The organism is Nocardioides sp. NBC_00850 (genome assembly GCF_045207335.1).
Lineage (GTDB): Bacteria > Actinomycetota > Actinomycetes > Propionibacteriales > Nocardioidaceae > Nocardioides.
Genome location: NZ_CP108845.1, coordinates 1474283 through 1497761 on the forward strand (window position 1 = coordinate 1474283; position 23479 = coordinate 1497761).

At 69.0% G+C, this 23479-nt stretch carries 23 protein-coding genes; 8 read left to right on the forward strand and 15 right to left on the reverse strand.

What is annotated here, in order from left to right:
* Positions 1-44 precede the first annotated feature (44 nt).
* On the forward strand, positions 45-1775 hold the full coding sequence (locus OH802_RS07200) for a sodium:solute symporter family protein (protein WP_406029245.1): 1731 nt from the start codon (positions 45-47) through the stop codon (positions 1773-1775).
* A gap of 10 nt (positions 1776-1785) precedes the next feature.
* Positions 1786-2067 carry a hypothetical protein gene (locus OH802_RS07205; protein WP_406026496.1) on the forward strand — a complete coding sequence of 94 codons (282 nt, stop codon included), beginning with the start codon at positions 1786-1788 and terminating at the stop codon, positions 2065-2067.
* A gap of 17 nt (positions 2068-2084) precedes the next feature.
* Here OH802_RS07205 and OH802_RS07210 read toward each other — a convergent pair whose 3' ends face one another.
* The 8 genes from OH802_RS07210 to OH802_RS07245 form a co-directional block, all read right to left on the reverse strand.
* Positions 2085-2846, reverse strand: a complete 762-nt coding sequence (locus tag OH802_RS07210) for a DUF4097 family beta strand repeat-containing protein (RefSeq protein ID WP_406026498.1) — start codon at positions 2844-2846, stop codon at positions 2085-2087.
* A gap of 73 nt (positions 2847-2919) precedes the next feature.
* A complete protein-coding gene (locus tag OH802_RS07215) occupies positions 2920-3501 on the reverse strand; it encodes a toxin-antitoxin system HicB family antitoxin (RefSeq protein ID WP_406026500.1) in 582 nt (193 codons plus the stop codon).
* Positions 3502-3733: 232 nt separating this feature from the next.
* Positions 3734-7243 (reverse strand): (Fe-S)-binding protein, encoded by a 3510-nt coding sequence (locus OH802_RS07220; RefSeq protein WP_406026502.1) that lies wholly within the window; start codon positions 7241-7243, stop codon positions 3734-3736.
* Positions 7244-7425: 182 nt separating this feature from the next.
* A complete protein-coding gene (locus OH802_RS07225) occupies positions 7426-8709 on the reverse strand; it encodes a choice-of-anchor P family protein (protein ID WP_406026504.1) in 1284 nt (427 codons plus the stop codon).
* Positions 8710-8971: 262 nt separating this feature from the next.
* The gene (locus tag OH802_RS07230; RefSeq protein WP_406026506.1) at positions 8972-10030 is read right to left on the reverse strand and encodes a hypothetical protein; all 1059 of its coding nucleotides are present in this window, start codon (positions 10028-10030) and stop codon (positions 8972-8974) included.
* 171 nt (positions 10031-10201) lie between these two features.
* Positions 10202-11065 (reverse strand): HpcH/HpaI aldolase/citrate lyase family protein, encoded by an 864-nt coding sequence (locus OH802_RS07235; protein ID WP_406026508.1) that lies wholly within the window; start codon positions 11063-11065, stop codon positions 10202-10204.
* Position 11066: 1 nt separating this feature from the next.
* Entirely contained in the window at positions 11067-12134 is a 1068-nt protein-coding gene (locus OH802_RS07240; RefSeq protein WP_406026510.1) for an HpcH/HpaI aldolase/citrate lyase family protein, read from the reverse strand.
* Between the two features lie 57 nt (positions 12135-12191).
* Positions 12192-12326, reverse strand: a complete 135-nt coding sequence (locus tag OH802_RS07245; RefSeq protein ID WP_350718664.1) for a hypothetical protein — start codon at positions 12324-12326, stop codon at positions 12192-12194.
* A 70-nt stretch (positions 12327-12396) separates the two neighbouring features.
* On the opposite strand from OH802_RS07245, the gene OH802_RS07250 reads away from it, so the two are divergent.
* Entirely contained in the window at positions 12397-13365 is a 969-nt protein-coding gene (locus tag OH802_RS07250; protein WP_406026513.1) for a GlxA family transcriptional regulator, read from the forward strand.
* A gap of 4 nt (positions 13366-13369) precedes the next feature.
* On the opposite strand, the gene OH802_RS07255 is transcribed toward OH802_RS07250, so the two are convergent.
* The 4 genes from OH802_RS07255 to OH802_RS07270 are packed head-to-tail and all read right to left on the reverse strand — an operon-like array spanning position 13370 to position 18026.
* Positions 13370-13912: a DUF1992 domain-containing protein gene (locus tag OH802_RS07255; RefSeq protein WP_406026515.1), complete on the reverse strand. Its 543-nt coding sequence runs from the start codon at positions 13910-13912 to the stop codon at positions 13370-13372.
* A 25-nt stretch (positions 13913-13937) separates the two neighbouring features.
* Positions 13938-15377, reverse strand: a complete 1440-nt coding sequence (locus OH802_RS07260) for an MFS transporter (protein WP_406026517.1) — start codon at positions 15375-15377, stop codon at positions 13938-13940.
* Positions 15374-16678 (reverse strand): M20/M25/M40 family metallo-hydrolase, encoded by a 1305-nt coding sequence (locus OH802_RS07265; RefSeq protein WP_406026519.1) that lies wholly within the window; start codon positions 16676-16678, stop codon positions 15374-15376. Before OH802_RS07265 ends, OH802_RS07260 begins: the two co-directional genes overlap by 4 nt.
* 52 nt (positions 16679-16730) lie before the next feature.
* Positions 16731-18026 carry a C39 family peptidase gene (locus tag OH802_RS07270; RefSeq protein WP_406026521.1) on the reverse strand — a complete coding sequence of 432 codons (1296 nt, stop codon included), beginning with the start codon at positions 18024-18026 and terminating at the stop codon, positions 16731-16733.
* A gap of 96 nt (positions 18027-18122) precedes the next feature.
* On the opposite strand from OH802_RS07270, the gene OH802_RS07275 reads away from it, so the two are divergent.
* Positions 18123-19271 carry a GTPase gene (locus OH802_RS07275; protein WP_355017690.1) on the forward strand — a complete coding sequence of 383 codons (1149 nt, stop codon included), beginning with the start codon at positions 18123-18125 and terminating at the stop codon, positions 19269-19271.
* 9 nt (positions 19272-19280) lie between these two features.
* Here OH802_RS07275 and OH802_RS07280 read toward each other — a convergent pair whose 3' ends face one another.
* The gene (locus OH802_RS07280) at positions 19281-19766 is read right to left on the reverse strand and encodes a winged helix-turn-helix transcriptional regulator (RefSeq protein ID WP_406026524.1); all 486 of its coding nucleotides are present in this window, start codon (positions 19764-19766) and stop codon (positions 19281-19283) included.
* Positions 19767-19873: 107 nt separating this feature from the next.
* On the opposite strand from OH802_RS07280, the gene OH802_RS07285 reads away from it, so the two are divergent.
* Positions 19874-20542: a dihydrofolate reductase family protein gene (locus OH802_RS07285; RefSeq protein ID WP_406026526.1), complete on the forward strand. Its 669-nt coding sequence runs from the start codon at positions 19874-19876 to the stop codon at positions 20540-20542.
* A complete protein-coding gene (locus OH802_RS07290; RefSeq protein WP_406026528.1) occupies positions 20539-21069 on the forward strand; it encodes a dihydrofolate reductase family protein in 531 nt (176 codons plus the stop codon). Before OH802_RS07285 ends, OH802_RS07290 begins: the two co-directional genes overlap by 4 nt.
* A gap of 19 nt (positions 21070-21088) precedes the next feature.
* Here the strand turns inward: OH802_RS07290 and OH802_RS07295 are convergent, their stop codons facing one another.
* Positions 21089-21517: a peptidoglycan-binding protein gene (locus tag OH802_RS07295; RefSeq protein WP_406026530.1), complete on the reverse strand. Its 429-nt coding sequence runs from the start codon at positions 21515-21517 to the stop codon at positions 21089-21091.
* Between the two features lie 136 nt (positions 21518-21653).
* Between OH802_RS07295 and OH802_RS07300 the strand changes: the two genes are divergently transcribed.
* Positions 21654-22547, forward strand: a complete 894-nt coding sequence (locus OH802_RS07300) for an SDR family NAD(P)-dependent oxidoreductase (protein ID WP_406026532.1) — start codon at positions 21654-21656, stop codon at positions 22545-22547.
* Between the two features lies 1 nt (position 22548).
* Here OH802_RS07300 and OH802_RS07305 read toward each other — a convergent pair whose 3' ends face one another.
* Positions 22549-23148 (reverse strand): nitroreductase family protein, encoded by a 600-nt coding sequence (locus OH802_RS07305; RefSeq protein ID WP_406026534.1) that lies wholly within the window; start codon positions 23146-23148, stop codon positions 22549-22551.
* A gap of 166 nt (positions 23149-23314) precedes the next feature.
* Between OH802_RS07305 and OH802_RS07310 the strand changes: the two genes are divergently transcribed.
* Entirely contained in the window at positions 23315-23437 is a 123-nt protein-coding gene (locus tag OH802_RS07310) for a hypothetical protein (RefSeq protein WP_406026536.1), read from the forward strand.
* The last annotated feature ends 42 nt before the right edge of the window (positions 23438-23479 follow it).

Consider the following 23479-nt stretch of genomic DNA (forward strand, 5'->3'; position numbering starts at 1 on the left):
TGCGCCCAATCAAATAGAAGGGTCTCGGAATGCAAGCAAGCATCCTGGCCGCGGACACCCTGATCCAGGCCAACGCGGTCGACTATCTCCTGATCGCGATCTACTTCGCGTTCGTTCTCGGCATCGGCTTCCTGGCCAGCCGCGGCATGTCGAGCTCGGTCGACTTCTTCCTCTCGGGTAGGTCCCTGCCCGCGTGGGTCACCGGTCTCGCCTTCATCTCAGCAAACCTCGGCGCGGTCGAGATCATGGGGATGTCGGCAACGGGGGCGCAGGTCGGCCTCCCCACCGTCCATTACTTCTGGATCGGTGCCATCCCGGCCATGCTGTTCCTGGGCGTCGTGATGATGCCCTTCTACTACGGCTCGAAGGTGCGCTCGGTCCCCGAGTTCATGAAGCGCCGTTTCGGCACCGGTGCCCACCTGGTCAACGCGCTCTCGTTCGCGGTGGCGCAGCTGCTCATCGCCGGCATCAACCTCTACCTGCTCGGCTCCATCGTGCACGCGCTGCTCGGCTGGCCGCTGTGGGTGGCGCTGATCGTGGCCGCGGTGATCGTGCTCTCCTACATCACCCTCGGTGGTCTGAAGGCCGCGATCTACAACGAGGTGCTGCAGTTCTTCGTGATCGTCGCCGGTCTGCTGCCGCTGACCCTCCTGGGCCTCCACCGGGTGGGCGGCTGGGACGGTCTGACCGCGCAGATCGAGAAGGCCGCGGCCGCCAACCCCGACACCATCGCGCCCGCCGCCGACCAGCTCAACTCCTGGCCCGGCACCGCCCTGACCGGCTTCTCCTCCGACTTCCTCTCGGTCGTCGGCATCGTGTTCGGTCTCGGCTTCGTGCTCTCCTTCGGCTACTGGACGACCAACTTCGTCGAGGTCCAGCGAGCGATGGCCGCCGACTCGATCAGCTCGGCCCGAAAGACGCCGATCATCGGTGCGTACCCGAAGATGTTCATCCCGTTCATCACCATCCTCCCCGGCATGATCGCGGCAGTGCTGGTCACCGAGATCGCACAGACGAAGGCGGGGGAGTCGGTCGCCGGCGGTGCCTCGGGTGAGGGCGTGACCTACAACGACTCGCTGCTCTATCTGATGGCAGAGGTGCTGCCAAACGGTCTGCTCGGCCTGGCGATCACCGGTCTTCTGGCGGCGTTCATGGCCGGTATGGCGGCCAACGTCTCCGCCTTCAACACGGTGGTGTCCTTCGACATCATCCAGGAGTACATCATCAAGGACCGCCCCGACGACTTCTACGTGAAGCTCGGCCGCTGGGCGACCGTCGCGGCGACCGCCATCGCGATCTTCACCGCTGTCCTCGCGTCCAGCTTCTCCAACATCATGGACTACCTGCAGACCCTGTTCGGGTTCTTCAACGCTCCGCTGTTCGCGACGTTCATCCTGGGTATGTTCTGGAAGCGGATGACCGCGACCGCCGGTTGGGCGGGACTCGTCTCCGGCACCTTGGCGGCGGTGGGCGTCGGCATCCTCGCCGACGGCACGCTCGGCGGACTCTCCGTCGGCGTCCTGCCGTTGTCCGGTCAGGGCGCGTCGTTCGTGGCTGCCGGTGTGGCCTTCGGCGTCGACATCATCGTCAGCGTGCTCGTCTCGCTGGTGACCGCGCCGAAGCCGGAAGGCTCTCTGAAGGGTCTGGTCTACTCCGAGACCCCGAGGGAGGACCTGGTGGATCCCGAGGACGCAGGTCGCCCGTGGTGGCAGCGCCCGGTGCCCCTGGCGGGTCTCGCGCTGGTCCTGGTCACCATCTTGAACGCGATCTTCTGAGGAGACTGAGATGCCTAGCGAATCGAACCCGGCCAAGACCAACAAGGGGCTGCTCGGCACGCTGCTGTCGCTCTTCGACATCCGCAACGTGATCGGCTCCCTGCTCGCGGTCTACGGCGTCATCCTGCTGCTGATGGGCCTGTTCGGCGACCCCGAGGTCGACAAGACCGGCGGGCCCAACGCCAACCTCTGGGCGGGCATCGTCCTGCTCGTCGTCGGGGCCGCCTTCATCGCCTGGGGTGTGCTCCGGCCGGTCGTGCCGGACGCTCCTCACCCCACCAAGGAGAAGTAGCCCCCTCCCTCCCGGGCTCAGAGCCCGATGAGGGTGATGTCACCACTCACGGTGGTGGTGCGGAGCTCGACGTAGGGCTCACCCGCGGCCGGTGCGCCAGCGCTCTCGACAGTGCTGGTGCACCGGCCGGTCACCGTGTTGACGTCGGTCCACACTGGGGTGCCGTTCGGGATCCCGATGCGTACGTCGGACGAGGCGCCCTTCACCGAGATCCGGCCCGCGTTGATCGAGTGGACCGCGAAGTCGCCCGCGCCGGTCGAGTGGCTCACGTCGCCCTCGACCTCGTCGATCTCCACGGTGCCGGAGCCGGTCTTGGTCTGCAGGTCGTGGACCGTACCGATCCGGATGTCACCGGATCCGGACTTGATCGAGGCGCGCCCGTCGAGGGTGTCCGCCTCGACGTCCCCCGAGCCGGACTCGACCTGGAACTCCTCGGTGACCCGGTCGATCCGAACGTCGCCCGACCCGGTCTGGAGCCACGCTGCCCGGAGGATGCCCTGGGTGGCGATGTCGGCGGTTCCGGTGCGGGCTCGCAGCTGGCTGCGGGCGGGGACCGTCACGCTGATGTCGTAGCGCCGCGAGCGGCTGAACGGGCCCTTGTGCGGATCGATGATGTTGATCGTGTCGCCGCTCTGTTCGACGACCAGACTCTCGGCGTCGTCGCCGTCGATCTCGACGACGGTCTCGTCGGTGTCGGTCGCCTGGACCTCGAGATTGCCCTTGCCGAACTCGACGAAGAGCTTGGCGGGGGCGGTGGACATGAAGGTGTAGGTGCTCATGATGGTGCTCCTCAGGGTGTGCGGATCTACCGGACCGGCCGGGCGGCCGTCCGTGGTCGTTCTCGAGCTCAGGTCAGAGCCAGCCGGTCATCCGGCGATCGGACCTGCCGCGGTTGCTCCCGCGGAACGGATCGAGGCTGCTCATCGCCTCGTTGACGATGTGTGGGATCGCGGAGAGGTCGACGTCGACGTTGACCGCGTTCTCGCGGGTCGCAGCGCGCACCGCGCCGACGAGCCAGGTGTTGAGGGACTGGCCGGCCTCGGCCGCCGCCTCCTCGGCCTTCGCCTTGAGCGACTCCGGGATGCGGAGGGTCACTCGGGCGAGGGCGTCGTCGCCCTCCGGCTCCGGCGGGGCCGGAGGTGCTGGGGGAGCGGGCGGTGTCGGCGGCGTCGGGGGAACCGGCTCGGCGAGCTCGGGAAGCGTGACGCCGAACTCCAGGTCGCGCCCTCGCAGACGTACGTCCACATTGCCCGTCGGCAGCTCCGCCGTGATCTCCGCGGCCGCCTGGCTCACCGCCTCCATCACCGCCAGCCGAGCGGCCGGGTCAAGTGCGTAGGTGAGCCGCTCAGCGGTCTCCCTGGCCTCCGGCCCTGATGCCTCGGCCGCGGCCAGCAGGTCCCGTCGGAGGCTGTCGATGTACGGCGTGATGTCCATACGCACCACTATGACACCATCATGACGTCATCACAACCCCAATCTGACACCACGTGATGTCAGACCCCCTCGCCGAGGCGTCACCCCGGTCGGCCGAGAGGGCAGGCGCGTCGGTCGAATGGGCACGCTGGTGCCGTCTCGGCCGACGCGAGCGACGCCTCGGCTAAATGACGATGGCACCTTGTGAATCACTCACAAGGTGCCATCGTCTGGTGCAGCGGACCGCGGTGGGTCAGAGGTCGAAGAGCGACCCTGCCTCGTGGATGTCGACGTCCGTACGCGGCGCGTGAGCCTCTCCGCTCACGGCCGGTGCCGGCTTCGGCTCCGGCGCGGGGGCGGCCTTCTCGGGCTCGGGCTCGGCCGGCGTCTCCACCTCGACCGCCGCTTCTTCGGCAGGTGCGGCGGGTGCCGCGTCGACCACGGTCTCCGGGGCGGCCTCGGCCACGGGTGCCTCAGCGGGGGCGGGAGCAGCCGGAGCCGCGGCCGCGACTGCGCCCTCGGGGGCCTCGATGTCGAAGAGCGAGCCGAGGCTGTCGAAGTCGACGTCGGTCTTCGGCTCCGAGGTCACTCCCGAACCTGCCACCGGCGCGGCGGGTGCCGCAGGCGCAGCAGGTGCGGCGGGGGCCTCCGTCGTGGCCTCGGCCGGAGCAGCCTCGACCGGAGCGGCGGGCTCGGCGGCCTTGGCCGTCGCCGGCTCGGGCTCGCTGGCCGGGATGTCGAAGAGCGAACCACCCGCGCTGAGGTCGATGCTCGGCTCTTCGGCGGCCGGCGTCGCAGCCGGGGCCGCGGGCTCGGCTGCCGGAGCAGCCTTCGCCTGCGCGCTGCGCGCGCTTGCTCCCTCGCTCGGCGCAGACGGACGAGCAAGCTCGCCGTCTGGCCTCGCTCCGGTCGCCTCAGGCGCCGGTGCGGCCTCCTCGGCCGGTGCGGCCGGGATGTCGAAGAGCGAGCCGCCTCCACCGAGGTCGACAGCAGGCTCTTCGGCAGGCGCCGGAGTGGCCGGGGCTGCCTTCGCCTTGGGCGCGGCAGCAGGCTCCTCCTGAGCCGGTACGTCGAAGAGCGACCCACCAGCCCCGAGATCCGCAGCAGGCTTCTCAGCAGGCTTGTCGGCAGGCACGTCGAAGAGCGAGCCACCCGAAGCCGGGGTCTCCTCCTCCGCAGGTGCCTCCGCAGGCGTGTCGAAGAGCGACCCGCTGTCGTCGAACAGCGAGCCACCGGAGGCCGGCTTCTCCGGCTCGGCGGCCGGAGCGGGGGTGTCGAAGAGCGATCCGCCACCCGACGTACCTCCCGAGGCCGGCTCGGCCGGGGCAGGCGTGTCGAAGAGCGAGGACGCGTCGGCCGGAGCCTTCTCGGTCTCGGTGGTCTCAGCAGCCTCGGCGGGGGAGTCGAAGAGCGACGAACCCGCAGCGGCGGTGGCAGCACCGGCGGCCGGAGCGGCTTCCTCGACTGCCGGAGCAGCCTTGGCGGCGGCACCGACCTTCGCACCCTCACCCGGGGCCAGCTTGGTCGCCTGCTCGCCCTTCACCGACGCGAGCAGCATCTGCGCGACGTCGAGCACCTCGACCTCTTCGCGTGCGGCGCCGTTGGCCTGGGCCTTGGTGAGGCCGTCGGAGAGCATGACGCGGCAGAACGGGCAGCCGACGGCGATCTGGTCGGCACCGGTGGCGACGGCCTCGTCGGTGCGGTTCTCGTTGATCCGCGACCCGATCTTCTCCTCCATCCACATCCGGGCACCACCGGCACCACAGCAGAAGGAGCGCTCGGAGTTGCGGGGCATCTCCTTGTATTCGGCGCCCGGCATGATCTGCAGCAGCTCGCGCGGCGGCTCGTAGACGCCGTTGTGGCGACCGATGTAGCACGGGTCGTGGTAGGTGATCGAGCGCTTGTGGGCGCCGGCGCCGTCCGCGACCGGGGTCAGCTTGCCCTCGCGGACGAGGCGGTTGAGCAGCTGGGTGTGGTGGACGACCTCGAGCTCGATGCCGAACTCCTTGTACTCGTTCTTCAACGTGTTGAAGCAGTGAGCACAGGTGGTGACGGCCTTCTTGACCTTGAACTCCTTGAACGTCTCGACGTTCTGCTGAGCCAGGCCCTGGAAGACGAACTCGTTGCCGGCGCGGCGGGCGGAGTCGCCGGTGCAGGTCTCGCCGTTGCCGAGTACGCCGAAGGAGACCCCGGCCATGTCGAGCAGCTCGGCCACGGCGCGGGTGGTCTTCTTGGCCCGGTCCTCGTAGGCGCCGGCACAGCCGACCCAGAACAGCCAGTCGACCTCCTCCAGCGACTCGATGTCCTTGCCGACCTCCTTGACGTCGAAGGGCAGGTCCTTGGCCCAGTCCATGCGCGCGTTGGCGTTCATGTTCCAGGGGTTGCCCTTGCCCTCGAGGCCCTTGAAGAGACCGTTGAGCTCAGAGGGGAAGTTGGACTCGACGAGCACCTGGTAGCGGCGCATGTCCATGATGTGATCGACGTGCTCGATGTCGACGGGGCACTGCTGGACGCAGGCGCCGCAGGACGTGCAGGACCAGAGGACGTCCTCGTCGATGACGAAGCCGCCGTCCTCCGGGTTGTAGAACCAGTCGAGGACCTCGGCGTTGCCGCCGGCACCCTCCGGGGCGTCGTCGGCCTTGCCGATCAGCGGCTTCTCGAGCAGGTCGGAGTCGCCGGCGGCAGCGGCGTACGCGTGCTCACGCAGGCCCATCATCAGCAGCTTGGGCGAGAGCGGCTTCTCGGTGTTCCAGGCGGGGCACTGCGACTGGCAGCGACCACACTCGGTGCAGGTGGTGAAGTCGAGGATGCCCTTCCAGGAGAAGTCCTGGATCGAGCCGACACCGAGGATGGCGTCCTCCGGGATCCGGTCCTCCTCGACGTCCTCGAGGGTGACGGGCTTGCCGTCGATGAGCATCGGCTTGATCGCGCCGAGCGCGGTGCTGAGCGGGCGCGCGCCGTCAGCAGCAGACGTACGCGAACCCGGCTCACGCTTGAACCAGATGTTGAACCAGGCGGTGAAGCGGTGCCAGGCGACACCCATCGTCAGGTTGGACGAGATCACCATGAGCCAGATCAGTGCGGAGAGGATCTTGAAGGCCGCGATGAGGTAGATGATGTTCTCCAGCGACCCGATCGCGTCGGGACCGGTCGGGTAGAGGGCACCGAAGAACTGCGAGATCGGGAAGTGGAAGCCGGTGGCGTGCTCGGCGTGCTCGCCGCCGTGGGCCAGGGCCAGGTTGTACTCCGCACCGCGGATGAACAGGATCGCGATCGACTCCAGCAGCACCATCGCCTCGACGAAGAACGCCTGCCACATGACCGAGCCGTAGAACCGGGTCCCGCGACCCAGCTTCTTCGGCTGGTGCAGCAGCCGGTAGATGATCAGCGGGATGATGCCCAGGGCGCCCAGCAGGCCGAGACCTTCGGCCACCCACTCGTAGAGGAAGAACTTCCCGATGAAGGGGATCGTCCAATCGGCCGAGAAGAGCTGGAAGTACGCCGAGCCGACGGCGGTCGAGAGCACGATGAACGCCGCGAAGGCGAACCAGTGCAGGATGCCGACCCAGGTCCACTGCAACATGCGCGTGTGGAGGACCGTCTCTTTCAGCATGGTCAGGGTGCGGGCCAGTGGCTGGTCGACGCGGCTGATCGGCGTACCGATCTTGATGACCGCGAGCATCGACCTGACCGCCTTGGTGGTCAGGTAGACGGCGGCCACCGTTGTCGCGAGGCACACGACGATGGTGATGATCTGCAACATGCCTAGGCGCTCCTCATCAGGGGGCAGGACTGCCGGAATGAACCGAGCCTAATGCTTGGGGCCGGTTCGAGTGCGTACGGGTGGGTTGATCCTACCCGTGAGTAACTTCAGGATGAAGAAACGGCCCGCGACCTGGTCAGGACGCGGGCCGTTTCTTAGGACAGCCTCAGTGGATCAAGGCCTCACTTGTTGGCGTTCACCTTGAACTTCGCGTGACCGATGTTGACGACCGTCTTGGTGCCCTCGGTCGCGTCGAGGAGCGTCAGCCGCAGGGCGACGACCTCGACCAGGTTCTTGCTGCGCTCGACGACGACCTTGGTCTCGATCTTGGCCAGGCCGGGGATGTCGACGCGGGAGAGCGCCGACTCGAGCTGGGCGAGGGAGACCTTCTGCTTGCCGATGTAGATGTCACCGAACTTGGTGCCCGAGATGGACGTCGTCGAGCCCTTGCCCTTGACGAAGTTCGCGTTCGCCTGGGCGCGGATGGCCTCGATGCGGATCGCACCGTCGCCGATGTTGACGTTGGCGACCTCACCGAAGGTGTAACCCCCGGCGGTGGTGCTGGTCTGGTTCGAACGCTGACCGCTCGTGAGGCCCTTGACGTCCACGACGTCGCCGACCTCGCCCAGCGGGACGTGGCCGATGGACTTGGTCTTCAGCTTGCCCTTGGTTCCGGCGCAGCCGGCATTGGTCAGCGGGTTCTTGCCGACCTGGACGGCACCGCCGAGAGCGGAGGCGTCGACGGAGTTGGAGAAGCCGGAGAAGACGCCGGAGAACGCCTGGCCGTTGATCTCGGCGCGGGAGCGACCGACGATGACCTCGGAGTCGGTGCCGTGGAGCTTGATCCAGATGCCGTTGGCGTAAGCCTCGGCGCCGTCGGCGTTGGTCTTCTCGACGGTGTTGCCCAGACCGATGGTGGCAATGCCCGGGATGACGAGCGGCTTGTCACGGCCGGGGATCGGAAGGTCGATCTTCTGGCCGGGGCCGGCCGGGTCGAGGACCACGTGAGCGATCTTGGCCTTGGAGTCAGCCTTGTAGGCCTTCCCGTCCCACCAGGCCTGGGACACCGAGCTGAGACCCTCGACGGTGACCTTGCCCAGCGGGCTCTTGTCGAGCACGACGTCGGCGATCTTGTGTTCCGAGATGGACTTGACCGTCGAGCCGGACTTGACGGTGCGCTGCTTGGTGGCGGTCGCACCGATCGTGCCGAGGCCGGGCACCTTGGCGCCAGCGGTGTTGTTGTTGACGTCGTAACCAGCCTTACGGGTGCACCCGATCGTCTGGTATCCGAGGTCTCCCGAGTTGGCCGGGATGCTTCCACCGGTCACGCGGGTGCCGAAGCCGGCGGCGAACATCCCGAAGGAGGTGTTCGTCAGCGCGGCCTGTGAGGGCGCCGGCACAACCAGGACTGCGCCGACGACGGCGGCAGCGGCTGCGGACAGCGCGAACGTACGGATGCTTCGCATTGTTGGTTGGACTCCGATTCTGCGGTGGGGATCCCCCAAGATCCCCGCAACGGGGCCGTGCCACCTGCCAGATCCGGGGGAACCTGGCGCACTCCCGAGTTAAGGGGTGGCACATCGCTCAAACGAGAGAAAACCACGGAAGTTATCGGGACGGAGGTCCTATTTCTAGATGGCCCTTCCTTGCCATGGGTAACCCACCCGGGCATACGCAAACGGGCCGTGACCTCGGAAAGGTCACGGCCCGTTCTGAATCAGCTGCTGACTACGGGGTCAGGTCGATCTGAATTCCGGTGAGACCGTCGATGACGCCCGTCACCGTGTCGAGCACCGGGGCCACCACGTTCTTGCCCAGCGACGGCTGCGTCGGCACGGGGGTCGGCTCGGGCTCGGGCTCCGGCTCGGGTTGCGGGGCAGGCTCCGGTGCCGGCTGCGGGGCCGGTTCGGGAGCGGGTGCCGGGTCCCTGTCTGACAGGGTGTCCCCGTCGCGCGGGGTGGAGACCGACCCGCTGGAGGAGTGAGCGCCACCGTAGGCCTCGGCGGTGGAGGGCGCGTCGTAGTCGCCGTTGGAGTGCTTGCCGGCGGAGGTGGTTCCTGGGGCTGCGGGGGAGAACGGGGACGTCTTCTGCGGCGCGATCACGCCGGGGGCGTCGATGACCTTTTGGTCGGCGACGTCGACCACGGGTACGGCGTCGTACTGGCCGGCGTGGGCCTTGGCCTGCGTGGTCTCGAGGCCCGGCCCGACGTTGGCCTGGGCGAAGGCACCGATTCCGGCCGAGGCGATCGCCATCGCGGCGAGCGGCAGCAGCACGGCCTTCTTGTTGCGGGCGCGGTTCTTCGGGATCCGGTGCTCCTCGACCGCGGCGTTCCGGGTCGGCACCTGCGCGGCGGCGTACGACGGCATCGCCGGGTTGGCGAACGTCACCGGCCCGGCGGGGTGGAACTGCTGTGCCGTGTAGGGGCTCGGCTGGTAGGCGTACTGCGGCAGCTGGGTGTGCGGAGGCATCGGGCGCTGGTAGGTGGCCCGCGGCGGCTGGGAGTAGCCGGCATCGGAGTGTCGCAGAACGAGCGCCGTGCCGGGCTGGGGCGGTGGTGCGTACGGCGTGTGGCGCGGTCGCACTCGCTCGCCGGCTGGGTTCGTCTTGGGATTGGTGAACCACGACTCGTCCGCCGGCGACAACCCCTCGAGAGCGCGGCGAGCGATCTCGAGGGGTTCGGGCGCGGTGTCGTTCGTGGGGAGCATCGGTGTGGCGGGGTGTCGAGCCGGCGTGGGTGGGACGTTCGAGTGGTCCCCCGTCGCGGGCCGACGATTCGCTTCAGTCATCTGACGCTGTCTCCTGAGCGCGTAGCGAGTGTCGGTTGAGTCGCGCAGCACGTAACGGAACCAGAATCTCGACTGCTTGTCACCTTCTTCTCAGAAAAAAGTTACTGACAAGCCCAAATGTTGCCTGGAGGTAACGACTGAGATACACCCGGGGGTATATCTCTTTGTGGATTACAACGCTGCGATGGCCTCGGCGATGCTCAGCGTGCGCCGCGCGGACTCGACGTGGAGGTTCTCCACCATCTTGCCGTTGTAGGTCACCACACCACCGTCGCTCGCCTCCCAGGTCTCGATGAGGCCCTTGGCGTCTGCCACCGCCTGCTCGCTGGGTGCGAAGCCTGCGTTGGCGCTCTCGACCTGGGCAGGGTGGATCAGGGTCTTGCCGTCGAACCCGAAGATCCGGCCCTGCTCGACCTCGGCCGCGTAGCCCTCGGCGTCCTTCACGTTGTTGTAGACGCCGTCGAGGATGACCTTGCCGCTCGCGCGCGCCGCGAGCACGGCCAGCTGGAGGCTGGTGACCAGGTTGGCGCGGGCCGGGACATGGTCGACGTACAGCTCCTTGACCAGGTCGTTCGTGCCCATGACGAGCACCGTCAGCCGGTCGGAGGCGGAGGCGATCTCCTCGGCGTGGAGGATGGCGTACGGGCTCTCGATCATCGCCCAGAGCTTGGTCTGCTCCGGGACGCCGGCCTTCTCGAAGGCCGCGACGAGGTCGAGCACCTGCTGGGCGCTGTTGACCTTCGGGACCACGATCGCGTCGGGTCCTGCCTTGGCGGCGGCGGCCAGGTCGTCGGCGTGCCACTCGGTGTCGGCGCCGTTGATGCGGATGGTGAGGTACTTGTTGCCGTACTCGCCCGATATCACGGCCGCGGCCGCGTTCTCGCGCGCCTCCGGCTTGGCGTCGGGGGCGACGGCGTCCTCGAGGTCGAGGATCAGCGCGTCGGCGGTGATCGTCTTGGCCTTCTCGAGGGCACGCGTGTTGGAGCTCGGCATGTAGAGAACCGAGCGCAGGGGGCGGAAGGTTGCGTCAGTCATTTCAGTCCACCTCGATGGCGTCGTAGAGCTCCTTGAGCTTCGGGTCGATGGCGGCCAGCTCCTCGGCGAGGTCGACGAGCACGAGGCACTGCTTGAGGCTGGCGTCGTCCTCCATCTTGCCGTCGAGCATGACCGCGCCGGTGCCGTCGCCCATGGCGGCGACCACGCGGCGGGCGTGCTTGATGTCCTCGACGCTGGGGGAGAAGACGCGGTTGGCGATCTCGATCTGCTTGGGGTGCAGGCTCCAGGTGCCGACGCAGCCGAGCAGGAACGCGTTGCGGAACTGGTCCTCGGCGGCGACGACGTCGGTGATGTCGCCGAACGGGCCGTAGTAGGGGTAGATCCCCGCCGCGGCGCAGGCGTCGACCATCTTCGCGATCGTGTAGTGCCACAGGTCCTGCTGGAAGACCGTGCGGTTGCCGTGGATGTCGCCGTCGACCGGGTCCTGGCGGACCAGGTAGCCCGGGTGGCCGCCGCCGACGCGGGTGGTCTTCATCTTGCGGTCGGCCGCGAGGTCGGCCGGGCCGAGGCTGATGCCCTGCATGCGCGGGGAGGCGAGCGCGATCTCCTCGACGTTGGCCACGCCGCGCGCGGTCTCGAGGATGGCGTGGATGAGGATCGGCTTCTGTACGCCGCCCTTGGCCTCGAGCTGCGCGAGCAGCCGGTCCACGTAGTGGATGTCCTCGGGGCCCTGCACCTTCGGCACCATCACGACGTCGAGCTTGTCGCCGATCTCGGTGACCAGGGTGACCAGGTCGTCGAGCACCCAGGGGGAGTCGAGCGAGTTGATCCGGGTCCACAGCTGGGTCTTCCCGAAGTCGGTCGCGTTGGCGATCTCGACCAAGCCCTCGCGTGCGGCGACCTTGTTGTCGGCCTTGACGGCGTCCTCCAGGTTGCCGAGGAGCACGTCGACGGTGCCGACCATGGCGGGCACCTTGGCCGCCATCTTCGGGTTCGACGGGTCGAAGAAATGGATCGCACGACTCGGCCGTGCCGGGATCTCCCGCAGTGGTGCGGGAGCGCCCACCGCCAACGGTGCGAAGAAGTCCTTGGGGCTCTTGTGACTCATGCCGGTCACCCTAACGGCCGGCGGTTACCGGCCGGTAGGCGTCTCGGCTTGTAACGATCACGACCGGCGTCGGGAGGGATGGTCCTTGGGAACCTGGGCGCCGTGACGGATCCGGGCGCCGGCGTCGAATCCGGCGAGGACGGAGCGGACGGTGCTGCGGACCTTGCTGGGGTTCTTCTTGTAGTTGGTCATGACTCCAGCGTGCTCTCGCGGAGCGCTCTGGAGGAGTGGCTGGATTGACTAAGAGTGATAGATTCTTGCCATGCCTGCAAAGCCGTCCATCGCCATCCCGATCGTCGACGGGATGACCCTGTTCGAGATCGGGATGCCGCTCGAGGCGCTCGGTTACGACTGGGACCACGACGCCAGCCCGCTCTACGACGTGGTGCTGTGCGGAGACCTGCGCGGGGTGCGCGTCCACGGTGGGCCGCGGCTGACGCCGCAGCGGCCGATGGCCGCGCTGGCCGAGGCCGGAACGGTGCTGGTGCCGGCGATCCGGCCGGGCGATCCGGTCAGCCCGACCCTGATCCGGGAGCTGCGCCGGGCTGCTGCGGGCGGGGCCCGGATGGTCTCGCTGTGCACCGGTGCCTTCGCCCTGGCCGAGGCCGGGCTTCTCGACGGTCGCCGCGCGACGACCCACTGGCGATGGGCGGAGCTGTTCCGGCGTACGTTTCCGCAGGTCGACCTCGACCCGCGGGCGATCTACGTCGACGACGGCGTGCTGACGAGCGCGGGCTCGGCCGCCGGGCTGGATCTGTGCCTCCACCTGATCCGTACGGACCACGGCCAGCACGCCGCCAACACCATCGCCCGCAACCTGGTCATCGCCTCGCACCGCGACGGCGACCAGGCACAGTACGTCGCGGCCGACCCGCTCACCGAGCAGGCCCACTGGCTCGACGAGCTGCGCACCTGGCTTCGGGCCAATCTGCACGAGGACGTCACTCTCGAGCGTCTGGCGGCGGCTGCCGCGGTCTCCCCGCGCACCCTCGCCCGGCGCTTCGAGCGAGACCTCGCCACCACCCCGATGCGCTGGGTCACCGCCGAGCGCATCGCGGTCGCCAAGACCCTCCTCGAGACCACCGACCTGCCGATCGAACGGATCAGCCACGAGTCCGGCTACTACTCGCCGGTGACCTTCCGGGCGGGGTTCACCTCGGAGGTCGGCGTGACTCCGGGGCGCTACCGATCGCGGTTCTCGCGTCGTGACCAGGTTCGAGAGGTGAGCTGACCGCTCAGCCGCGGCGCCACCAGCGGCGCTTCCGGGGCTGCTGCCGGCTGCGTACGTCCTTGGCAGCTGCCACTCGGGCTGCTCGACGCTCGCGCCAGGCGTCGAGCGTGGCGTCGACGTCACGGGGCATGGTGATCAGCGGCGGGCCCTCGGGCGCGCCGTAGCGGGCCGCGATGACGCGCTCGTTGAACTCCTCGACGATCCTGCGGGCGCCGTCCTCGGTCGTCTGGGTGTCGAGGAGATCGTCGAGCTCGGCGTCGTCCTTGCGGAGCTGGACGGATCGGGGGAGCACGACGATCTGCTCCCGCTCGACGAGCTGCTTGACCCACCAGTCGGGATCGTGGTCGCGGTCGAGGTTCTTGATCGGCTTGCCGGCGCCGGGCAGGTCGTCGAACTCGCCGCGCTGGATCGACTGCTGCACCTGGAGGTCGACCCACTTGGTCTGGTTCTGCATCCGGGCGGTGGCAGCAGTCTTGCTCGCAGCATCGTCGAGGTGGGGCGCCTGTGTCTCCGGGCGCCCTTCGGGCCGGTCCTCGCTCGTGGGCATGTGGTCACCTCCAGCGCGGGAAAGTTTACCCAGCGATGGTTGTTCTGCGGGGCAGCAGGAGCAGCAGCCCCGCGACGAGGGCGGTGATGCCGCACACGGCCCACACCGTGAGGTAGCCCGACAGCGGCGCGTGCGCCTCGCCGGCGATCGATCCGTCCGCGGCGAGCGCGATCGCGAAGACCGCGGAGGCGATGGCGCCGCCGACGGTCTTGGTGGCGTTGGTCATGCCGGTCGCGAACGCGGTGCGGGAGGACGGCGCGGCCGCGGCGGCGGCCGCGGGCAGCGAGGCGACCAGGGCACCCGAGCCGAGCCCGACGACGGCCATGTTGAGGAGTCCCTGAACGGTGGAGTCATGGAACGGAAGCCACAGCAGATAGCCCGTGGCCACCAGGAAGCAGGCGACCGCCTGGGCCCGCACCGGCCCGAGGAATCGCGCCCACAGCGGCAGGGTGAAGGCGGAGATCGCCATCGCGATGACGTACTCCGCGATCAGCAGCGACACGAACGACGCGTCCGCGCCCAGCCCGAAGCCGGCCTCGGCGGGATCGGTGCGCGCGAATGTCGACAGCGGGATCTGCGCGCCCAGCACCGACATCCCGAACAGGAACGCGGTCAGCTGGATCGGCCACTGCCCGCGCGAGGCCAGCAGGCGTACGTCGATCAGCGGCTCGCGCCCGCCGGCATCGTCCAGCGCGGTCTCGATGCGCCAGAACGGGATCAGCGTGAGCAGCCCCAGGACCACGAGAGTCCAGGCGAGGAGAGACCCGGCCCCGAGGACGCGTACGCCGACCAGGCCGGCCATGACCAGGCCGAGCACGAGGGTCAGCACCGTCAGCCCGAGCCAGTCGAAGGCGCCGCCGCTGGTGCCGGAGTCGGGCTCGATGCCGACGGCGATGACGACGAAGACGGCGGTCACGGCCACGGCCGGGAAGGAGAGGATCGCCCACATCGGGAGGATGCCGATGAGGGCGCCGGCGGCGATCGCGCCGATGATCACCGAGAGCTGCAGCGCGCCGACCAGGACACCGGCGGCCCGACGGGTCAAGGCGGTGTCGCCGCCGGTGCGCTTGTGGACGATGGCGACCTCGAGCGGCAGCCAGATGACGTAGGCGCCCTGGATCGACCAGGCGACCAGGAACGAGCCGAAGTCGGGAGCGACCACGGTCCACCAAGTGGCGAGCGCGGTGATCCCGGTCGCCAGCAGCAGCACCTTCTTGTGACCGATCTGGTCGCCGAGCCGGGCGAGCGGCGGCACGCACAGCGCAGAGATGATCAGCTGCCCGGCCTCGAGCCAGTTGAGGTCGGCGTCGGAGACGCCGAGATGGTCGGCGAGATCGGAGAAGATCGGGGTGTAGTAGCCCTGCAGGATGCCGCTGGCGAACTCGACGGCCACCAGGAAGCCGACGATCACCCAGATTCCGCGGGCGGCCTTCTCGACGCCCGTGCGCTGACTTTCGGTGGTCACAGTGACTCGATCAACCTTCGGTAGAAGCGGATCCCGTCGAGGTAGTCATCGACCCTGATGTTCTCGTCGGCGGCGTGGATGGTGGCGCGCTGGGCAGCGGTCATCCGGAACGGCGCGAACCGGTAGACCCGGTCGCTGATCTCGTAGAAGAAGCGGGAGTCGGTCGCGGCCATGACCGTGTAGGGAGCCGGTACGGCCTCCGGGAAGATCTCCGCGATGGTGTCGGTGACCAGCGAGAACGCCTCGTCGCGGGGCGAGACCGGCGACGGCTCGCCGGCCCGGACGACCTCGATCTCGACCTGCTTGTCCCCGATCGCGGCACGCAGCCGCTCGACGACCTCGGCGACCGTCTCGCCGACCATGATCCGCAGGTTGACGCCGGCCGAGGCGGCCGAGGCGATGACGTTGGGCGCCGGGCTGCCCTCGAGCGTGGTGATCGCGACGGTGGTGCGGGTCAGCGCGGCCGGCTCGGGGCCGAGCCGGGTCAGCAGCCGGGCCAGTGCAGGTGCCAGCCGGCCGGCGTTGGCCAGCACGGGTCGCAGGGGCTTGGCCGCGTACGGGGCGATCTGCTCGAACATCTCGACCGTCGGCGCCGGCAGCCGGACCGGCATCGACATGCGGTCGAGCCGGGTGATCGCACGGGCCAGCCGCGCGGTCGGGCCGTTCTGGCGTGGGGTGGAGGAGTGGCCGCCGTCGCCGGTCACCTTGAGGCGTACGTCGGTGGTGCCCTTCTCGGCTACGCCGACGACCCCGATCGGCGCCGCGACGCCCGGGAAGGCGTCGAACGCGACCGCGCCGCCCTCGTCGAGCACGAACCACGGCTCGACCCCCTGGTTCCGGAGCTCCTCGACGGCCGCCCGCGCGGCCGCGCCGGTCGTCTCCTCGTCGGAGCCGAACGACAACCAGACGTCGTACGCCGGCTCGAACCCGTCCGCGAGGAGCCCCTCGACCGCGGCGCAGATCGCCACCAGCTGGCCCTTGTCGTCGAGCGTGCCGCGCCCGTGGATCACCCCGTCGACGATCTCGCCGCCGAACGGGTCGTGGGTCCAAACGCCTGCGATCGGGACGACGTCCTGGTGGGCCATCAGCACGACCGGCTTCTCGGCCGAGGCGCCGGGCCAGCGGAAGAGGAGCCCGTGCTCGCCGACCGGGGTGAGGTCGAGGGTCGCGTGCAGCAGCGGGAAGTGCTCGCGCAGCGCCTCGTGGAGCTGCTCGAATGCCTGGGTCTCTGCGCTGGAGCCGTCGTTGACGGTCGGGGCTCGAAGTGCGGCCTGAAGAGCGGCGACGGCATCGAGTGTCATGGCCGCAACCTAGTCCGCGACGGTGGCGTGGATCACCGTGGTGGCGTCTCCGTCACCAGTTTGTGGCCTTCGCTGCGCCGGGCAGCCTCACGTCGCGCGGGTGGATGACGTAGGTGATCCCATCGGTCGAGGTCTGCCAGACCCGCTCGAAGTTCTCGCGGGTGTAGACGTTGCGCACCTCGTCGTTGGAGGAGTGGTTGGGGTCGTAGACGATCGGGTCGCCCTCGGCGGTGAAGCCGCCGATGACCAGCAGGTGGCCGTCGGTGCCGTAGCCCGACTCCGGCATCTCCTCGAGCTCCCAGCTGGCGGAGACGACCAGTGGGAAGCCGGCCGCCACCAGGGCCTCGGCCTCGGCCAGCGAACGCAGTCGGGTCACGAACCCGTCCAGGCCCCAGCGGCCGGCGTAGGCGGTGTTGAACGGCCAGTTGCCCGCGCCCTCGTAGGCGTAGTCCCAGGTGTTGATCGCGGCGTAGGCGACCTGCGGGTCGCCGTTGGGTGCCTCGATGTCCGTCAGCTCGCCCGCCGGGACCTCGTGACCCCAGTGGTACTGCACCATCGTCGTCGAGGTCGGTGAGCACCAGACCTGACCGCCGCCACCGAACTCCGGGTATTCGCCGCGGTGGATGTTCTGGCTGAACGGCGGCACACGGAGGTCGATCGCGTCGTCGAGGGTCGGCGTGCTGGTGCCGGGGTAGGCGGAATCGGGCAGGTACTCGTTGGTCAGCGTCGAGACCGTTCGCAGGCTGGGGGAGACGGTCGCGCCCTCGGGGCGCAGCAGGGTGACCCTGGTCTGGAACGCCTCGGGCTCCTTACCGGTCCGGGCGACGTACGTGTCGGTGTAGAGCGCCGCGTCGGTGTCGCTCTGTCCTTCGACGGAGGTGCGGTGGATGTCGCCGGCCGCGAAGTCGTCGCCGGCGGTCCAGCGACCCATCACGAACCACTTCGTCCAGGTGCCGTCCGCCTTCCGCCCGCGGAACCGGATCTCGGCCCAGGTGCCGGTCGGCGTGCCGACGTCCCACGAGGTGACCGACTCGTCGATCGGGTATCCGGTCTCGACCACGGGCGAGGTCCAGGTGCCGTACTCATAGGTCTTGGCCGCGCCGTCGCCGAACGGGTCGGCGTAGGTCGTCGTCTCGCTGCCGCGGCCGATCCGGAGGGTGCCGTGCCGGTCGGGGCGCAGGTTGCCCGACCTGCCCTTCGCGAAGTCTTCGAGGCTGTTCCACCGGGTGAGGGTGACGTCGGTGGGCTGGGTCCCGGGCTCGGCCGCGTGGACCGGAGTCGTGGGCGCGACCAGGACGACTGCGGCGGCGAGGGCGGCAACGTACGCGAGGCGGGACCGTGGGCTCATGCCCGGCACGCTATTCCTCCTCGAAGGCCCCGGCCATGACAATTCAGCTGTCCGACTCCCCGGAAACTTCGCTGCGGGCTGGCATTCTTGGTCGACGTGAACAACTTCGCATCCGACGGCTGGTTCAAGGACGAGTTCCACAAGAGGTATTCCGAGTCGGCCAAGGAGATCGGCCGGTTCAACCTCGCCGTCTTCGGCAAGACCGGGGTCGGCAAGTCGACGCTGGTCAACGCCGTCTTCGGGGCGGAGGTGGCGAAGACCGGCATCGGCGAGCCGGTGACGAAGGAGTCGACGCTCTACCTGCACACCAGCGGGTTCTTCGGGCTGCTCGACACCCAGGGCCTGGAGATCGGCATCGAGGGCGACCGGGTGATCAAGGACCTCGCCAAGCTGATCCAGGAGCGGCGCCGCAAGCCGCAGTCCGAGCAGATCCACGTCGCCTGGTACGCCGTACGTTTCGCTGACCGCCGCTTCGAGGACACCGAGGCCGCGTTCATCCAGAAGCTCGCCGACCTGGGGCTGCCGGTCGTGCTGGTGATGACCCAGGTGCCGACCTCGCCGACGGGTGCCTTCCACCCGGACGCGGTCGAGTTCGCCCAGCAGATCGACGCGCGCGGGCTGCCCGTGCACGGCGCCCGTGTCTACCTGACCAACGCCAAGGCCGACGACTTCTCCGGGCAGCAGGTCCACGGACTGCAGGAACTCGTTGATGCCACCTTTCGATGCGCGCCTGCAGGGGTCGAGGAGGCCCTCACCGCGGCGCAGAGGGTGGATCTCAAGCGCAAGCAGGAGCAGGCGAACACCGTGATCGCGGGTGCCGCGACCGCGGCCGGCGCGGCCGGAGCCACCCCGATCCCGTTCTCCGACGCGGTCGTCCTGGTCCCGATCCAGCTCGGGATGATGGCGCGCATCTCGGCGATCTACGGCATCGAGGTGGACAAGGCCGCGATGGCCTCGATCGCGGCCACCGCGGCCGCCACCCAGGCCGGCCGCACCGTGGCCGGCAACCTGCTCAAGATGATCCCCGGGTTCGGCACCGTCGGCGGTGGTGCGATCAACGCCACCGTCGCGGCGGGCTTCACCGGCGCGATCGGCGCCGCCTGGTCGGCCGTCTGCGTCAAGCTCGGCGAGGGCAAGCTGCGCGGGGTCAACGGCGCCCTCGACACAGAGAGCATCAGGACGCTCTTCCTCGACGAGCTGAAGAACCAGATCTCGAGGCTGAAGCTCCACGGCAAGGAGAAGTGAGGCTCCGGCTCACTCCGCCATGGCCGCCTCGTACGCCGCTGCGAGCTGCTCGCTCGCCCGCGGAGCGTCGGGGTCGGGCCGCGGCGTCCCCAGATGGAGCTCACGCAGCTCGTCCATGAACGACTCCACCATCTCGGGACCGGCATCGCGCAGCAGCTCCGCACGGACCCGGAGCTGCCGGGTGCCGTCGCGGTGGGCGAGCCCCCAGTTGCCGAGCGCGACCATGATCGGCAGCGTCTGGATGCCCGCCTCGGTCAGCGCGTAGGCGGCCTTCTGTCCGCGACCGGCCTCCTCCTTGGTGAGCACGCCGCCCTCGACGAGCTTCTTCAGCCGGCTGCTGAGGATGTTGGACGCGATGCCCTCCTCGGAGCTGCCGAGCAGCTCGCGGAAGTGGCGACGCCCGAACATCACATCGCGCAGCACGATCACCGACCAGGGGTCCCCGAAGACCTCCACGGCTGCGTTGATCGGACACCCCGATCTGGGCTCGCTCACTCGGTGGCTCCTGCACTCGGAAATAGTGGTTGCAATCTGCAATCGGGAAGTCTACTCTCGATGCCAGTGATTGCAAAGTGCAATCACTCTGATCGAGGGAGATCGGCATGTCACTCGTACGTGCTCACAACATCGGCATCTCGCTGGACGGCTTCGCCACCGGCGAGGGCCAGAGCCTGGAGGCTCCGTTCGGCCACGCCGGCATGCGGCTGATGGAGTGGTTCTTCCCGACCAGGACCTTCCAGAGCGCGACCGGTCACCGGGAGCGGATGGAGGTCGACCCGGCCGCCGATCCCGACGACGCCTTCGCCGCGCGCTCCTGGGAGGGCATCGGCGCCGAGATCATGGGCGCCGGCAAGTTCGGACCTCCGGGATGGCAGGACGACGCCGACTGGACCGGCTGGTGGGGCGAGGAGCCGCCGTTCCACACACCCACCTACGTGCTGACCCATCAGCCCCGCGAGTCGATCGAAAAGAAGGGCGGCACCGTCTTCCACTTCCGCGACGCGCCCATCGAGGAGGTGCTGGCCGAGGCGCAGGAGGCGGCCGCCGGCCAGGACGTACGCATCGGCGGCGGCCCCTCCTCGCTCCGGGACTTCCTGGCAGCCGGTCTCGTGGACCACCTGCACGTCGCCGTCGTCCCGATCATCCTGGGCCGTGGCGTACGGCTGTGGGACGGGTTGGAGGCGCTGGAGGACGGCTACGAGGTGGCCTCGACCACCACGCCGAGCGGCGTCACCCACGTCACCTTCGACCGGACGGATGCGGGCCGATGAGTGGGAAGGTGCTGTGGCACTTCTCCATGTCGCTGGACGGGTTCGTCGACGCCCGCGAGCCGGGCATGGCGTGGTTGAAGGACGTCACCGGCCCGCCCGGGGTCGCGGAGGCGTACTCCTCGCAGCTCGGCGCCGTCCTGGGCGGGCGCAACGGTCACGACGCCTACCCCGACGCGATGCCGTACGGGGACTGGCACGGTCCGGTCTTCATTCTCACCCACCATCCCGAGGACGCCCGGCCGCAGGAGCACGTCACCTTCCTCAGCTGCGACGTCGGCGAGGCGCTGCGGATCGCGGTCGAGGCGGCCGGCGGGAAGAACGTCGAGGTCCACTCCGCCGACATCGGCCGCCAGCTCCTCGAACGTGGCCTGATCGACCAGATCGACCTGCACATCGCGCCGGTCCTCCTGGGCGACGGCATCCGCCTCTACGACAACCCCGGCGGCGTGCCGATCCGGCTGCACAACCTCATCGGCGACGATCCGCACCTGGAGGTCGACCTCCGCTACGCACCGGTGCGCCCGTGAAGCCCTGAGGTCCGCGGTCTCAGACCCGGCAACCGGCCGCTCGAGCGACGGCGAAGGGGTAGGACTGCGCCGGCCCGGTGCCGTAGTAGTACGGCGAGCACAGGTAGGCCCAGGTCCTGGGGCCGACGATGCCGTCCACCACCACCGAGGAGTCCCAGTAGCGCCACGACGTCTGACGCGCGACCACGGCCTGACGCGTCAGGTTGCCGTACGCTCCGTCGACCGCCAGGTCGATGCCGGGCTGCCAGTTGAGCAGCGTCTGGATGTACCTGACACACGTGCCGTTGCCGCCGTAGGAGTAGTTGTACGACGTGCAGGTCGCGGCGTGAGCCGGTGTCGGGGCGGCAACGCCGGTGACGGCCGCGCCGGTGATCGCGATGAGGGTCGCAGAGACGATCCCGGCGATCCGCCGCTTCCACGTACGCGGGACGATGCTGGTGGTTGACATGTTCTCTCCTGGGATCGTGCGGTGGTGTCGGCTTCGGGCCGACATCTCGACGCGTCACGCTAAACGCCTCATACCCGGGCCGGCACCCAACGAATCCGCGGAAACGAACCCGGGTCGGGGTCGCTAGGGTGCGGGAGTGGTCAGCCTGTTCTCGCTTCCGCTCCTGCAGACGCCGCGCGCCCGGATGGCGCGCACGATCCGGGCGGTGACCGGTGCTCCCGGCCCTCTCGCCGGGCGCACGGTGCTGATCACCGGCGCCAGCTCCGGGATCGGTGAGGCGACGTCGTACGCCGTGGCTCGAGGTGGCGCGCACGTGCTCCTCGCCGCCCGCCGGGCCGAGGAGCTCGAGCGGGTTCGGAAGACCATCGAGGAGAGCGGCGGGCGGGCGTCGATCTACCTCGTCGACATGGCCGACGGTGACTCGATCGACGCGCTGGTGGAGCAGCTGCTCGCCGAGCACGGGGCGGTCGACTACCTGGTCAACAACGCGGGCCGGTCGATCAGGCGGTCGCTGGAGCTGACGCACGACCGCTTCCACGACTTCGAGCGGATGATGGCCGTGAACTACTTCGGTGCGGTCCGGCTCACGATGGGCCTGCTGCCGGCGATGCGCGCCCAGCGGTTCGGCCACGTGGTCAACATCGTCACCTGGGGCAACCAGATCAAGGCCCCGAAATTCGCCGCCTACATCGCCGCGAAGTCCGCGCTCGACGTGTTCGGGCGGATCCTGAGCCGCGAGGCCTACTTCGAGAACGTGACCTGCACCAACATGCGCGTCGCGATCGTGCGGACGCCGATGATCGCCCCGACCGCTGAGTACGAGGGCCGCGGCGAGAGCCCCGAGGAGTGCGCCGAGCGCGTCGTCCGCGCGCTCGAGGACCGGCCGGTGACGGTCGACGGCGCCTTCGGCTCGGTCTTCGAGGTCCTCAACATCGCCACCCCGCGGCTGGCAGATCTCGCGATGGCGGTCTCGCACGCTCGTGGGTCGGACTCCGCTGCCGCCCGCGGGGCGGCTCGGACCACGGACTGAGTCACCAGCGGCCGCGGTGGACGACGTCCTCGAGCGGCGTGCGCTTGCGGCGGGTGGGGGAGCCCTTGGCGCCGCCGGAGGCGGGGTGGCCGATGGTGACGGCACCGATCGGGTCGAAGGCGTCGGGGATGTCGAACGCCTTGCGGACCGCGGCGTCGGACTCGGGCGGGATGCCGAAGTAGAGGGCACCGAGGCCCTCGTCGACCACCGTCTGCAGGATCAGCATGGTCGCCATCGCGGTGTCCATGTGCCAGAACGGCATCGGCCAGTGGGCCTCGTCGCGATCGGTCCAGCCCTTGTCGGGCTGCGCGTACCGGTCGAGGTAGGCCGCCTTGGAGGAGCAGGGGATCACGATCACCGGGGCCTGCATCATCCCGGTCAGCCACGCGTCGGGACTGGCGACGTCGTCGGCCGTCGCCTCCCAGTAGCGGCGTACGTCCTCGGGGGTGTCGAGCACGAGGAACCCCCAGCCCTGGGAGAAGCCCGCCGACGGCGCCCGGGTGGCGTTGTGCAGGATCTTGTCGATCACCGCCGGGTCGACCGGATCGCTGGTGTAGTTGCGGACCATCTTGCGGCGACGTACGACCTCGGAGAACTCCATAGGCCCAGTGTCCCGTCTAAGGCGCGGAGCACCTGCCCTAGGTCGGAAAGTAAGGCGCCCAGGTCGGTAAGTAGGGCGCGCGACCGATTCGGGTGCCTACCTCAGCGGAGGAGTGTTCTCGATGTCAGCAGGACATCCCAGCAGGACAACTCAGCAGGAGATCGAGATGTACACCACCGCAGGTTACGAAGCAGAGGTCAAGTACCGCCGCCAGCAGATCCAGAAGGACCTGGCCAAGCGCCAGCGGGCCACCGAGGCTCGTCAGTCGCGACGCAACCGCACTCGCTGAGATGCGGGCGCGGACCGGCAGTCCGGACCTGGGCAAACGCCG

Bases quoted from the DNA above. Each gene is read 5' to 3' on its own strand.
- OH802_RS07205 (WP_406026496.1), top strand. From the start codon at position 1,786: ATGCCTAGCGAATCGAACCCGGCCAAGACCAACAAGGGGCTGCTCGGC.
- OH802_RS07210 (WP_406026498.1), bottom strand. From the start codon at position 2,846: ATGAGCACCTACACCTTCATGTCCACCGCCCCCGCCAAGCTCTTCGTC.
- OH802_RS07215 (WP_406026500.1), bottom strand. From the start codon at position 3,501: ATGGACATCACGCCGTACATCGACAGCCTCCGACGGGACCTGCTGGCC.
- OH802_RS07220 (WP_406026502.1), bottom strand. From the start codon at position 7,243: ATGTTGCAGATCATCACCATCGTCGTGTGCCTCGCGACAACGGTGGCC.
- OH802_RS07225 (WP_406026504.1), bottom strand. From the start codon at position 8,709: ATGCGAAGCATCCGTACGTTCGCGCTGTCCGCAGCCGCTGCCGCCGTC.
- OH802_RS07230 (WP_406026506.1), bottom strand. From the start codon at position 10,030: ATGACTGAAGCGAATCGTCGGCCCGCGACGGGGGACCACTCGAACGTC.
- OH802_RS07235 (WP_406026508.1), bottom strand. From the start codon at position 11,065: ATGACTGACGCAACCTTCCGCCCCCTGCGCTCGGTTCTCTACATGCCG.
- OH802_RS07240 (WP_406026510.1), bottom strand. From the start codon at position 12,134: ATGAGTCACAAGAGCCCCAAGGACTTCTTCGCACCGTTGGCGGTGGGC.
- OH802_RS07245 (WP_350718664.1), bottom strand. From the start codon at position 12,326: ATGACCAACTACAAGAAGAACCCCAGCAAGGTCCGCAGCACCGTCCGC.
- OH802_RS07250 (WP_406026513.1), top strand. From the start codon at position 12,397: ATGCCTGCAAAGCCGTCCATCGCCATCCCGATCGTCGACGGGATGACC.
- OH802_RS07255 (WP_406026515.1), bottom strand. From the start codon at position 13,912: ATGCCCACGAGCGAGGACCGGCCCGAAGGGCGCCCGGAGACACAGGCG.
- OH802_RS07265 (WP_406026519.1), bottom strand. From the start codon at position 16,678: ATGACACTCGATGCCGTCGCCGCTCTTCAGGCCGCACTTCGAGCCCCG.
- OH802_RS07270 (WP_406026521.1), bottom strand. From the start codon at position 18,026: ATGAGCCCACGGTCCCGCCTCGCGTACGTTGCCGCCCTCGCCGCCGCA.
- OH802_RS07285 (WP_406026526.1), top strand. From the start codon at position 19,874: ATGTCACTCGTACGTGCTCACAACATCGGCATCTCGCTGGACGGCTTC.
- OH802_RS07290 (WP_406026528.1), top strand. From the start codon at position 20,539: ATGAGTGGGAAGGTGCTGTGGCACTTCTCCATGTCGCTGGACGGGTTC.
- OH802_RS07295 (WP_406026530.1), bottom strand. From the start codon at position 21,517: ATGTCAACCACCAGCATCGTCCCGCGTACGTGGAAGCGGCGGATCGCC.
- OH802_RS07305 (WP_406026534.1), bottom strand. From the start codon at position 23,148: ATGGAGTTCTCCGAGGTCGTACGTCGCCGCAAGATGGTCCGCAACTAC.
- OH802_RS07310 (WP_406026536.1), top strand. From the start codon at position 23,315: ATGTACACCACCGCAGGTTACGAAGCAGAGGTCAAGTACCGCCGCCAG.